Source organism: uncultured Succiniclasticum sp., from assembly GCF_902793885.1.
In the GTDB taxonomy this organism is placed as follows: Bacteria; Bacillota; Negativicutes; order Acidaminococcales; family Acidaminococcaceae; genus Succiniclasticum.
Genome location: NZ_CADBFF010000038.1, coordinates 1 through 12,677, shown reverse-complemented (window position 1 = coordinate 12,677; position 12,677 = coordinate 1). Strand labels below are relative to the sequence as shown.

The following is a 12,677-nucleotide window of genomic DNA, read 5'->3' as shown; positions in this document are numbered from 1 at the left end:
ACTGGACAATGCAAATCTTAAAGCTATAGCAGGCGGAGCAGGCGGATTTAAAGGGTATAAGTAATTTCGTTCACTACTCGAAATACTGATAATACAAAGGTGTTAAACAAAATCCCAATTTAGCTTAACTTAATGACATTGCAATTTACCCTAATCCATTCCGTTGCAATAAAAAATATTACAACCCTGCTGTGCACAGCAGGGTTTTCCTTTTTTCACACTGCTTCTTCATCCAAACCGATGAACTTCGTGCAGTCGCTCTTGAAGAACAAATCAATTTTTCCGGTTGGGCCGTTGCGATGCTTGGCGATGATCAGCTCCGTGGGGTGGAGCGCTTCCTTCCAGGTGTTTTTGTAATAATCCTCCCGATACAAAAACAATACGATGTCCGCGTCCTGTTCCAGCGAACCGCTTTCCCGCAGGTCGCTGAGCATGGGGCGCTTCTCCTGCCGGTTCTCCACACTGCGGCTCAACTGGCTGAGGGCCAGCACCGGCACGTTCAGCTCCCGGGCCAGCGCCTTCAGGCCCCGGCTGATGGCCGAAACCTCGTGCTGACGGTTTTCAAATCCGCCATGCTGCGTGGTGCCCCGCATCAGCTGAAGGTAATCGATGACGATCAGATCCAGTCCGCCCTCGGTTTTCAGCTTCCGGGCTTTGGAACGTAATTCCTGCAGCGTCAGGCCGGGCGTGTCGTCAATGAACACGCTGGCGCCGGCCAGTTTGTCCGAAGCGGTCCATAACCGATCCAGCACTTCCATCTCTTGCGCATCCGCTTCGGGCTGCGCCGGGGCAAACGACGCGTGGGATCGATGGGGACACAATTCCTCTTCGCCCACTTCCGCCTCGGTGCGAATCATGCGCTTCACCAGCTGGTTGCGGCTCATCTCCAAACTGAACAGCACCACCCGTTTGGGCGCTTCTCCCTCTTTTGCGCCGCGAAGGGCCACGTTTTCGGTAATGTTCAGCCCCAGCGAAGTTTTCCCCATGGAAGGCCGGGCCGCCAGAATAATAAAATCCGAAGGGTGAAGGCCGCCGGTCAGGTGATCCAGCTGGGGAAACCCTGTGGGCAGTCCCGTAACCGTTTCGTGTCGTTCCAACTGGCGGCTCATGGCGTCCATGTTCTCGCCAATGGCGTCACGCAGCTGCTTAAGTCCGTTGCTGTGGTTCTGTGCGGTGAGGCCCAGCACCTTCTGCTCCATCATGCCCAGAATCTCCCGGGGACTCTTACCGTTTCCCCCGCAGGCCAGCGAGGCAATTTCGTTGCAGCCTTCCGCCACCTGCCGCAGCACCGCCTCGTCCGCCACAATTTTTGCATGCCATTCCACATTGGCCGCCGTAACGGCCAGTTCCCCCAAAAGGGTCACATAATTTACGCCGCCCACATCGTCCAGCTTGTTCCGGCGTTTCAGTTCTTCAATCACAGTAATCAGATCCACCGGCTGCTCCTTAGTGTGCAGCGCCAGCATAACCTGATAAATAATCCGGTGGGAGGGGCGGTAAAAATCTTCCGGCTTCAGAATCTCCGCCACCTTGTCGATCACCTTTGCACCGATCAACATCGCGCTGAGCACATTTTGCTCCGCAGTTATATTTTGAGGAATCTTGCATTCCTGCATTTCATCAGCTCCTTTCCAATTTTTTTTATTCTTTCAACGGCAGTTCCTGCTGCACCGGCGCATCTTTTTTTGCATTTGCATTTGCATTTGCGTTCCCGTTCCCATTTGCATTCGCGTCCGCATGCAGCATCTGCCTCGTATCTTTTTTCATCTGCAACATCCGTCTCCGCCGCGCCGCCGGCATGATCACATTAAAATCCAGCGCGCAGCGGCGAATGTGGCTCACCAACACCGGCGGCTTTCCGTCCTTGCCGGCGGCCATCAGCTCATCCGGACTGTGGTGGGTGATCACGATGAGAGGGATGCGCAGCTTCTGGCAGGTGGTGACGATGTACAGCAGCGTCTGGTCGTTCAGCTGCGTGCCCGCCTGCAGGCCGAAGTCGTCCAGCACCAGAAGGTCCAGCTCGAACAGGGCCTCCAGCAGACGGCTGCGCATTTCCCCGTTGCGGTTGCTCAGGCAGTTGAACAACCCCAGCAGGCTGGTCATGTAACACTTGTAGCCCCGGTCCGTCAGCGCATTCACAATTTCGGCGGCCATATAACTTTTGCCTGCCCGGGGCCCGCCGTACAGAAACAGACCCGTGCCGTTCTTCCGCAAGGCGGGAAACTGTTCCACCATGGTCATGGCCAGCTCCCGGGCCCGGGGGTCTTCGCCGTTGTCGTGCTCAAAATCCCAGTGGATCATCACATCCAGCTCCATGGCCTTGCGGCGCTTTTGCATCCGGGAAAAATCCTTCACGTTCAGTTGCTCTTTCATAACCCGTTGCGCCTCCTCTTACTTCAGCTTCAGCAAACGGGCGGCTTCCAACTTTTCCGGCGTCTGGGGATTCATCAACTCTTCCACCGCCTGATGGCGTTCCTCCCGGGACATGAGGCGCTCCGTCGCTTCGCCCGTGAGGGAAGGGGGCAGAGGTTCCCCGTCCAGCCACTGGTCGTACTCGTCAAACTGGTCCTCATACTTTCCGCTCAGCACATTGGCAAAATGATCCGGCGTCAGCAGCCAGCCCAGGGTGACCTTGAATCCCTTGTATTTGCTTCTGCCCAGCAGAAAGGAACTGTCGGCCACAAAGGCAATGCCCGTGATCACCGTTTCCACATCATACTGCAGCAGCAGGCGCTGCACCTTTTCCAGCACAGCGGGGTAGAGGCCGTAAAAAGTTTTCAGGTGCAGCCGGTTCCAGGCGCTCACAACCCGGCGGCAGTCCTCCGGCAGTTCCCTCAGGGGGATCCAGGTGTTCCGGTCCGTTTCTTCTCCGGGCGCAAAAGGAAGACAGTTCCGGCCCTCCGCACTGTACAGCGGATCCTCCGGCTGTCCGTTGCGCTTTTCCTCCTTTCCCCCTCTTGTGAAGTATGAAGTATGGTCATATGACTTATTCATAGTATTAATATTATTAATAATATTATATATTGCTTCTTTTTCTTTTCTTTGGCCCTTTCGTTTCGCTTTCTCAGCCTCGCTGATTTTGAGAAACAACTTGCCGTCCTTTTCCACGATGAGACCGTATTCTTTCAGCGTGTCGATACACACTTGCATAAATTTCAAAACCTCCGAAATCTTATTTTGATTGCAGCGCATGCCGCTGCTCTTTTTTTTGCAATAAAAATAACATTCCGGCCCCGACGGGATCTCACATCGGGACCGGAATGTCACAGCAAACCGCGGCGAACCTTTTTGTTCGTCTAACGTTCCAGCAAACTGCGCAGGCGGGTTAAGGCCCTGCGTTTAATTTTCCGCACGTTTTGCACAGAGCAGCCTAAACGGACTGCAATCTCATTGGTGGTTTCCTGGCGGAAATAATAAAACTGGATGACGGTCTGCTCGTTCCGGTTCAGGTGCTGAATGGCGTCCTGTACCTTCTGGGCATCTGCGTTCTGTAACAGGCAGGCTTCCGGTTCCCCGTAAGGGGGCGCAGAAGGCGAGCCGGTATCACCGGAGCTGTTCTCCGGCGAGCCGGTGTCCCCATTAGTAGGCGGCGCCTCTTCTTTGCCCCGGCGGTACTCCAGCCGGTGCACGCTGTTAATGAGATCGCATTTGATGGCCTGCTTGATCAGGGCGGGAACTTCCTCATCGGGAACGCCCCCGGGGTAGCTCATCACAAACTCCACCAACGAGAGGGACGCAATGCTGCGCACCTCATCCTTCCCCAGCAAATTCACAAAATAAGATACCTTGCCGAACTGGTCGACAATCGGCTCTGCTTTGGCGCAAGTACGCCGCATGGCCTTCGTGTCGCCCTGTTGGGCAAGGTATATTTCGGGATTCCAGGGAAACTTTTTTAATTCAGAAAAATCCAACGGAAATTGACATCTCCTTTCCTAAAATTATACTTAATCCGGTTTGTCCGGATTGCTAAAGCCATTGTACCACAAAAATGGATGAAAGTCCAGTAAAAAAGCTAATTGTGACAGGTTTTTCACAATTAAGGCGATTCTTGGAAAAAATTCGGTGTTTTTACCAAAAATTGCACTTTTTGAAAAAATTAATTCACATTCTATTCACATTTCTTCGAAAAAACACTTGCTTTTTTAATAATTTCGTGAAACGGCAGAAAAGAAATTAAACTGAATTTGGAATTAGCTTTATTAAAATAGGTAAAAAAGGAAAAGACCGGCTCACGAATTACCGGATAAAAAACTTTTAAAAAAACCGGAAAAGCAGTTTCGTTTTTTCGGACCCGCGGGATTTTATAAATGGATTTGTAAAAACGACGGCCCGAAAATTTACGGAAAAAATTTTAGAAAAATTTTAAAAAAATCCGGAAAAACGGTTTCGTTTTTTTGAGCTCGCGGGATTATATAAGTGAAAGGGGAAATCGGAGAACACGGACCCAACCGCGGCGCGATGGCCGGCAGAAAAACATTCGGATCTGTGTTCCCCGGCAGCCTCGAAAAAAATGAAAAAAGGCAGCGCAAAAAAATCTGCAAGCGCTGCCGCAAAAAAGAAAAAAGGCAGCGCAAATAAAAATGCTGGCGCTGCCGGAAAAAGGAAAAGGAGAGAAAAAAATGTTAGTAGAAAACCCTGTGAAGATTACGGAAACACAAATCAAAAAGATGGCGAAGCTGGCCCGGGGCCGCATCACCACCATCTACCTGCACTGGACGGCGGGCCATTACGGCCAGGTGTTTGACGACTACCACCTGTGCATCGACCAGGACGGCACCGTGTATGCCACCTGCGATGATTTCTGCGAGCGCAAGTCCCACACCTGGATGCGCAACGGCGGCACCATCGGCATCGCCCTGTGCTGCGGCTACGACGCCACCTGCGAACTGCCTACCGCCATCTGCGCCAAAGCGGCGTGGAGCGCAGTGGGGCCGGAAGACTACCGGGACCCCTATGAAGCTATGGTAGATGGGGGCAGCGAACCGCCCACGGAAAAACAGATTGAAGCCGTGGCCAAGATCGTGGCCATCCTCTGCAAGGAACTGGATTTTCCCAACAGCTCGGACCGTGTGATGACCCACTGCGAGATTGCCTTCCGGGACGGTTACGGCCCCGGCAGCGGAGACCCGGAAACCAAATGGGATTTGTGGTTTCTGCCGGACAACGCCCGCAACAACCGGCTGTGCCCCGGCGGCTGCCTGATTCGCGGCAAGGCTGCGTACTACCTGTGGGATATGAAACACAAAAAGAAGGCGGCGTGATGAATACCATGGGGTGGAAGATAAGGAGGAGGAGACGCAGCCGGGACAGACCGGATACGCCGGTGCGAAGCATAAGTAATCGCAAATCAAATTGATTTGTTCTGTGGTGAAAAATTTTTCTGAGTAACCGCAGTGCAGATACAGCGGGCGCGCGAAGCGGCATGCGGCAGAATCGTATGGCCTGCAGATGTAAGCCGGGTGAGCGGTAAGACCCGCAACTATTTTTAACAGAGGGGAGGTGTAAAACATGGCAGCTGTGATGAATGTAATTAAACGTACCTTATCCATTTCCATCCTGCGCGGGCAGGACGTGGATGGTAATCCCGTAACCAAAAGCTACACCTACAGCAACGTGAAACCGGACGTGGAACCGGAAAAACTGCTGGCGGTAGGTAAGGCCCTGGGCGGTCTGTTTGATAACGATATTACCGGACTGAACATTGTGGAACGGGCTACTCTGGCCGAAGACTGATGACGGAAATCGTGTGAAGAAAGTGAATGAATAAGTGAAAGAAGGAGGAGAAAGGCTATGACTTCTGATACCGATCTGGATTTGATTTTTAAGAATGCGGCGGGTAAAAAGATTACCCTCAACATTGAGGAACCCAAGTCCGGCTTAACGAAAGCGGAAATCGATGCCGCCATGCAGGTCGTAGTGGAAAATAATGTTTTCGCTACTTCCGGCGGCGACATCGTGGAAGCTGTGGGCGGTCGTCTGCGTACTACCACGCTGGATCCCATTGCCGAGTGATGAAACGGGGGCCGCTACATGGAGACTGCGGAAGTGTTCAGCTTCATTAAAGACTTCGGCTTCCCGGTGGTACTGAGCTGGTTCCTGCTGGTGCGTATGGAAAACAAACTGGCCAACCTGACGGACGTGATCGGGGAGCTGAGCTGTAACATCGCCGCCATGCGCAGCGACGTTGCCAAAAAGTGAAAAAAGAAAACTGCAAAGGATAAACTGTCATTATTGTCAATACTGTCAATGACAGTTTGTCAAAAAAAGAATCGCCAGGCGTGTATGATAACGCGTCTAGCGATTTTTTTGCGTAAAAATAAAACTCCCAGTGATCGGCTGGGAGTTTTTTTGGGTATCATGCAACGTTAGCATCTACCCAGGTGTGTTCCGCGTGTCCGGTTTACACGATTCGAAAGGAGAGCCTCTGAAAGAGCGGAACACAAGGATGATTATAGCACTGTTTTTTGTATTGACAACGGTTTTTTGCGCAGAAAAAATGCAAAACTAAATCCGCACAATTTCTTAGTTTTAACAACCTATTTTCCGAAACTGTTATAAAGGCATACGGTTGAAGCGTTTGACATGGGGATTGAAGAGTCATATAACTAACAAATCCCAGTTTGGCTAAACAAAATGTTCTTCATTAAAGCCAATATTCTTGACCTTTTACAAGTCACTTATTATAATTATAAAAAAGATAATTCAGAAGTATTAGTCAATTCGGAGGAGTGTAAAATGAAAAAGTCCGTAATCACCGCTTTGGTATTATGTGTACTGGTGATTTTTACTGGTTGTGGCAATACATCTAAAAACGCAGAGAACGAAAAGAATGCAAAACCTGCGACAACAGAACAGGTAAAACCAACCAACAATGCAAAAGGACAAAAAGCACTGGGAGCTCTTACACCTGAACAGGCAATGGAATATATGAAAAAGACAAAAGACCTGGTGATTATTGATGTTGCGCCTACCAAAGCCTATGATAAAGGGCACTTTATCGGCGCTATCAACATCCCTGTCGAAGTCCTCAACATCGAAGAAGAAGAAAAACGTTACAAAGAACTCATTCCAACTGGAAAACCTGTACTGGTTCATTGTAGGAAATCTATTTACGCACCCGCCGCTTATAGACGCATTATAGAGTTGCGTCCTGATATTCCTGAAATTTCCTATATTAATGGTGCTCCATTGTTGAATCAGTACAACGACTGGAAAGCTTCACACAGTAGTTAAATCAAAATAATTAATAATTTGGCTCCGACCACTGGATACATTTCAGCAGTGATGTTAATGGTATGGGGCTGTTTGTAATGCCGATGATTCGCATATTCGGAATTGTTCTGTTGATTATTAGCTGGTTAATGGTACTGATTGGTTACAGTTATAGGAAATCGGATTTACAAAAACAGGGATACATGGTTTTTTTTGTAGGAGTTCTTATTTTTGGCGGTTCATATTTTTTGAATTGACTAAATGACAATCTGACAATCTGGTATAAACCGAATAAATGCCAATTTATTACAGTAACCTATTCGACAGTCGTGGAATTCCTCGGCTGTTTTTTTATATTTGTTGTAAAGTAGCTGAAAAATATGATATGATTAAACGGTAATTGAACGAATCTTTTTTTATTCTGTACCGGCAAATCTGTCTGGCGGTTTTTTCGAGTCCGCCGCGACAGATCAAGAAGCCGGCTAATGAATTCGGAGGATGGTGCATAGCATGGAAGAGGAATACCTGAAAGTATCTCCGGCCTGTGTGGCGCAGGCGCTTGCAGCGGACTATTTCTGCATTTATTATGTTAATACAGACAACGATAAGTTTATTGAATACAGTGCATCGGAGGAATTCAAGGAACTGGGTCTTCCACGCACGGGGGATGACTTTATCAGTTTTTCGCGAAAGCGCTTTGAGGAAATCATTTATCCGGAAGATCAGGAGCGGTTTTTGGATGGTTTCTTAAAAGAAAAAGTCATGTCGGAGCTTGATGCTCATGGCATATACACGCTAACCTTTCGACTGATGTTTAAAAACGTACCCACTTATGTTCATCTGAAGGCCACGCGTATGATTGAAAAGGAAGGTCATCATATTGTCATCGGCATCAGCAGCGTGGACGAGCAGATGAAAGCATTGGAAGCCTTTGAAACGGCGCACCATGCCAGCATTACCTATTCCCGGATTGCGCAGGCTCTTGCTGAGGATTACTTTGCCATTTATTATGTGGACATGTCTACCGGTCATTTTGTCGAATACAGCAGCGATGTCACCTATCAGGAACTCGGCATAGAAAAAAGCGGCGATGATTTCTTCCGTATGAGCCGGGAAAGTATACGACGTGTTATGTTTGAGGAAGATCAGGGTGCGTTTCTGTCTGTTTTTACCAAAGAAAACATTCAAAACGTATTGGATGAGCACCAAACCTTTACGCTTTCTTATCGCCTGCTTATGGGAGGCATCCCGACCTGGGTCAGCATGAAAGCTACGCGTATGCGGGATGAAGACGGAAATCACATCATTATCGGTGTAAATAACATTGATGCTCAGATGCAGCAGCAGGCTGAGTACAATCAGGCAAAAGAGGATCGTATTACCTTTGGCCGTGTGGCCACAGCGCTGGCGGGGGATTATTTCAGTATCTACGTAGTCGATCTGGATACCGATCATTTTGTTGAATATTTTGCTACAGAAGAATTTGACAGGCTTGGAGTAGAAAAAGTAGGTGAAGATTTCTTCAACCTGAGCCGGAGAAATATGTCGCGGCTGATATACGAAGACGACCGGGAACGCTTCATGGGCACGTTTTACAGGGAAAAAGTCATGTCCATTTTGGAACGTGACAAAATCTTCACCATGAAATACCGGCTGATGTTCGGGGATACCCAGGTTTGGGTCAGTATGAAAGCGACCCTACTAGAGGACGACGACGGGCGGCATCTGATTATTGGCACAAATAATATTGAAGCACAGATGGAACGCGAACAGGAATATCAGCAGCATGTGAGGGAAGCGCGAATCAGCGTTAGAAATGATTTTCTTGCCAATATGTCCCATGACATCCGTACGCCGATGAATGCCATCGTGGGGTATACGAATATTGCCAAAACGCATCAGGATAACCCAGATACCGTTTCAGATGCGTTGGATAAAATCGGTTCATCCAGTCACTATCTGTTGTCGCTTATCAATGACGTTTTGGATATTTCCAAGATAGAGAGCGGTAAAATGCAGCTCAGCTATGCGCCTTGCGATTTGGCTGCGCTGTTCCGCCGAATTAAAGATATTACTGCGCTTCAGGCTCAAAACAAATCACTGATTATCACTTACTGCTATGAAAGCGTCCAGCATTGTATGGTCAATGTTGATGAGCTTCGCCTTGAGCAGATAATAGTCAATATTATCAGTAACGCGATCAAATATACCCCGCCAGGCAAGACGGTGGATCTGATTGCGGAAGAGCTTCCCTCGCCGGGCGGGAAGAACAAATACCGTTTTATCATCAGGGATACGGGTATCGGGATCAAAGAGGATTATCTGCCGCACATCTTTGAGAGTTTTACCCGCGAGGAAAGAACGACGGTGAACCGCATCCAGGGAACCGGCCTGGGGCTGGCGATTACCGCGAAGATTGTGGAAATGATGGGGGGAACGATCTCCGTTAAGAGCAAACTGGGAGAAGGCTCTGAATTCACTGTGGAATTAGAACTGGAACCTTTGGAAACGGACAGCACGGCAAATGCCGACAACAGCGAAAGCATAGACCTGGCCGGTCACAGGATCCTTCTTGTGGAAGATAATGCCATCAATGCGGAAATTGCCAGGATGATTCTTGAACAGTACGGAGCCGAGGTGCAACAGGCTGAAAATGGTAAAACCGGCCTGGAGGCCTTACAGGAAAAGGGCCCCGGTTATTATGATGCGGTTCTGATGGATATCCAGATGCCGGTCATGAACGGATTTGAGGCAACAAAAGCAATCCGCGCGCTGGGCGGGGCATACGCAACCGCGCTGCCGATCATTGCCATGAGCGCAAACGCCTATGAAGAAGATGTGCGGGACTGTCTTGCGGCCGGGATGAACGGGCACATTGCGAAGCCCTTTAATCCGGCTGAACTGATTCGGATTTTGCATAAGTTTATCAAAGGTCATTAAACTGTTACGTATCATTGAGTAAAAGTGGATTAATCCCTCTGCTTATTTCAGAAGAAGTAAGCAGAGGGATATTTTTATGCCCTGAAAGACCTTAACTTAATGACGCTGTGTCTTGTGGGGAGGGTACAAATGTGTTAAAATATTACAAAAGTATCCTGACAGGATTGAAGTGGCATTGAAGTTCAACAATTCCTTAAGAAACCGGAGATAACAAAACCAAATGGAAGATATAACCAATTTTAAGCAGGAAGAAAACAACAATTTGCTATTAACTTTACTGGCAACTTTTCTGGGTATGGCTATACTAATTGCCATCGCTTGGTTTTTGAAAATTCCAAATCCAAACATGGTGTTGATTACCGGCTTGATTGTTTTCACTAGCATGTTTGGTCGCACGGCAGGTGTTATTTCCGCGGCGCTGATTATTTTGTACTCCATGTTTTTCTTTTCCACGAACCACAGCTTTTTCAGCTACACTGACGTAAATTTCCAAAAGATATTAACGATTGCGATTACCGTTATCATCAACGCCACGATTGTTGCAACCCTGCGTTACCGCTGGAAAAAAGCGCAACGGGAATTAATGAAGGTGAACGGTCAGTTGCGGGAGCATAATGAGAAACTGAAAGCCCAAAGCCAAACCGATGCCCTTACCGGTCTGTATAACCGCCATGCCCTGCGTGCTAATTACGATAATTATGTAGGTGGTAACCTTATCGTCGCCTATTTGGATGTGGACAATTTTAAACAAATCAACGACAGCTACGGCCATGACGCCGGGGATGATGTGTTGCTGAAAATAAGCAATGGATTAAAAGAAATTTTTACCAACACTGATGCCTATCGTTATGGCGGCGATGAGTTTCTGCTGATTCGAAAAGACATAGATACGAGTTTGTTTGTTAACCAGCTTCACCTGATGAAGCAACGTATGGACGAACTGAGCCACGGCGATAACAAACCTTCTGTTAATTTTTCTGCCGGTTATGTATACGGTGTGGCTGAGGTAGCAGATGATCTGCGGAGCATGTTTGAAAAGGCGGATGAGTTGATGTACGAAGCAAAACGCCGGGGCAAGAAGAATTTCCTTGGACAGCGATACGAGAGATTATGGTAGTAATCTGATTTAATACTGGAGTCAGTATTTATTAATGAAATCACAGGGCGGACATTTCAATAAAATCATTATAAACCGCATACTTGCTACTTTTCTGCTAATGTTTGTAGCGATTGGTATTGCAATGTTTTTGGGTATACCTAATCCGGAAACACTGCTTCTAATTGTGCTGGTAATGATTACCAGTATATTTGGAATGGAAAGCGGTATCGTGAGCATAGTAATGCTTGTATTGTATGTAATGTATTTTTATTCTGCGGAGCATAGCTTCTTACTGTATAACAGAGGTACTGAATTGGCTAAAGTGATTGTAACCGCCCTTTGTAGTTTAATCTGCTTACTGTTTTGCTCATTAGTTATTCATAAAAGACTATCAAAAAGATAAATTTTCACGCTGTTTTGTTGGAACTAAACTAATATAAAAAACCATAGATTCTAACGATATAATTAAGATGAACTGGCAAATTACAGTGGTATAGCAGTGTTCATTCGATTGAAATTACGGAGGTTTTTGATGGCAGAAAAATGTCCTATATGTCATATGGAACCTGAAACTCATAAAAAAGAAGAATTTTGGGTTATCGGCTGTAAGAATGATAGTTGTCCGTTTGCCTGGCGGAATTCCAAGTATCGGTATCCAAATATCCAGGCTGCTGAAGAAGATTGGAACAATAAGATTGAAGCGTATAAAGAAGGTAAATTCGGATATTACTCTTTTTAATTTAGGTGACTCAGTTTCATTGTTATAACCAGATTGAAAATTCACATTTTTCTCACAAATTTTTCTTGGCAAACTCTTGCAAACGCCGATGAACACTGATATTATAATCATAGAGCCAGTGCTGATGCACTCTCGCAAATATTTTAAACAAAGGAGCGTTCATCATGAACAAAAAAGAACTCGTAGCAGCAGTTGCCGCAAAAGCAGAAATGACCCAGGCCAGCGCAGAAAAAGTACTGAAAGCTCTCCTGGAAGTAACGGTAGCTGAAGTTGCCAAAAAGGGAAAAGTACAGCTGATCGGTTTTGGCACTTTCGAAGCCCGTGAACGCGCTGCACGTACCGGCACAAATCCGCAGAACGGCAAACAGATTAAAATTGCTGCCGCAACCATTCCCGCATTTAAAGCAGGTAAGGATTTCAAAGATGCTGTCAACGTAAAACCTAAGAAGAAAACTGCTAAAAAAGCGAAAAAATAATAGTTGATGCTACGCCCATCGCAGAAAAGCGGTGGGTGTTTTTTGTTGTTGAGGTTGTGTTGCGCGCAATGAAATACTGGGATTTTGAAACTTCAACAGCTGTGATTTTTTATACTGAAACATGTGGTTGCGATGCTTAAGGAGATTGGGTTGGAATGCGTGGTGGAAGGTGTGGAAACGCAGTATCAGGTTGATTTGTTACGGGAAATGG

General features: G+C 47.3%; 14 protein-coding genes. 10 read left to right on the top strand and 4 right to left on the bottom strand.

What is annotated here, in order from left to right:
* Window positions 1-215 precede the first annotated feature (215 nt).
* The 4 genes from dnaB to QZV31_RS12345 all read right to left on the bottom strand — a co-directional run bounded on the left by dnaB (window position 216) and on the right by QZV31_RS12345 (window position 3,911).
* Entirely contained in the window at window positions 216-1,616 is a 1,401-nt protein-coding gene (gene dnaB / locus QZV31_RS12360) for a replicative DNA helicase (RefSeq protein ID WP_295361159.1), read from the bottom strand.
* Window positions 1,617-1,641: 25 nt separating this feature from the next.
* Window positions 1,642-2,373, bottom strand: a complete 732-nt coding sequence (locus tag QZV31_RS12355) for an ATP-binding protein (protein WP_295361158.1) — start codon at window positions 2,371-2,373, stop codon at window positions 1,642-1,644.
* Window positions 2,374-2,391: 18 nt separating this feature from the next.
* Complete coding sequence (locus QZV31_RS12350; RefSeq protein ID WP_295361156.1) at window positions 2,392-3,150, bottom strand: hypothetical protein; 759 nt, start codon at window positions 3,148-3,150, stop codon at window positions 2,392-2,394.
* A gap of 146 nt (window positions 3,151-3,296) precedes the next feature.
* Window positions 3,297-3,911, bottom strand: a complete 615-nt coding sequence (locus QZV31_RS12345) for a sigma-70 family RNA polymerase sigma factor (protein ID WP_295361153.1) — start codon at window positions 3,909-3,911, stop codon at window positions 3,297-3,299.
* Window positions 3,912-4,619: 708 nt separating this feature from the next.
* Here QZV31_RS12345 and QZV31_RS12340 point away from each other — a divergent pair.
* The 10 genes from QZV31_RS12340 (at window position 4,620) to QZV31_RS12295 (ending at window position 12,466) form a co-directional block, all read left to right on the top strand.
* Complete coding sequence (locus tag QZV31_RS12340; protein ID WP_295361150.1) at window positions 4,620-5,261, top strand: N-acetylmuramoyl-L-alanine amidase; 642 nt, start codon at window positions 4,620-4,622, stop codon at window positions 5,259-5,261.
* A 247-nt stretch (window positions 5,262-5,508) separates the two neighbouring features.
* Window positions 5,509-5,733, top strand: coding sequence for a DUF1659 domain-containing protein (locus QZV31_RS12335; RefSeq protein ID WP_093730771.1), 225 nt, complete (start codon window positions 5,509-5,511; stop codon window positions 5,731-5,733).
* 57 nt (window positions 5,734-5,790) lie between these two features.
* On the top strand, window positions 5,791-6,012 hold the full coding sequence (locus QZV31_RS12330) for a DUF2922 domain-containing protein (RefSeq protein WP_295361145.1): 222 nt from the start codon (window positions 5,791-5,793) through the stop codon (window positions 6,010-6,012).
* Window positions 6,013-6,030: 18 nt separating this feature from the next.
* Window positions 6,031-6,198 (top strand): YvrJ family protein, encoded by a 168-nt coding sequence (locus QZV31_RS12325; protein WP_093730773.1) that lies wholly within the window; start codon window positions 6,031-6,033, stop codon window positions 6,196-6,198.
* 537 nt (window positions 6,199-6,735) lie between these two features.
* Entirely contained in the window at window positions 6,736-7,233 is a 498-nt protein-coding gene (locus QZV31_RS12320; protein ID WP_295361142.1) for a rhodanese-like domain-containing protein, read from the top strand.
* Window positions 7,234-7,722: 489 nt separating this feature from the next.
* Window positions 7,723-10,152: an ATP-binding protein gene (locus tag QZV31_RS12315; RefSeq protein WP_295361139.1), complete on the top strand. Its 2,430-nt coding sequence runs from the start codon at window positions 7,723-7,725 to the stop codon at window positions 10,150-10,152.
* Window positions 10,153-10,372: 220 nt separating this feature from the next.
* A complete protein-coding gene (locus QZV31_RS12310; protein WP_295361136.1) occupies window positions 10,373-11,269 on the top strand; it encodes a diguanylate cyclase in 897 nt (298 codons plus the stop codon).
* A 34-nt stretch (window positions 11,270-11,303) separates the two neighbouring features.
* Window positions 11,304-11,654: a hypothetical protein gene (locus QZV31_RS12305; RefSeq protein WP_295361133.1), complete on the top strand. Its 351-nt coding sequence runs from the start codon at window positions 11,304-11,306 to the stop codon at window positions 11,652-11,654.
* Window positions 11,655-11,783: 129 nt separating this feature from the next.
* On the top strand, window positions 11,784-11,990 hold the full coding sequence (locus QZV31_RS12300) for a hypothetical protein (RefSeq protein WP_295361130.1): 207 nt from the start codon (window positions 11,784-11,786) through the stop codon (window positions 11,988-11,990).
* A gap of 164 nt (window positions 11,991-12,154) precedes the next feature.
* Entirely contained in the window at window positions 12,155-12,466 is a 312-nt protein-coding gene (locus tag QZV31_RS12295) for an HU family DNA-binding protein (protein ID WP_295361126.1), read from the top strand.
* Window positions 12,467-12,677 lie beyond the last annotated feature (211 nt).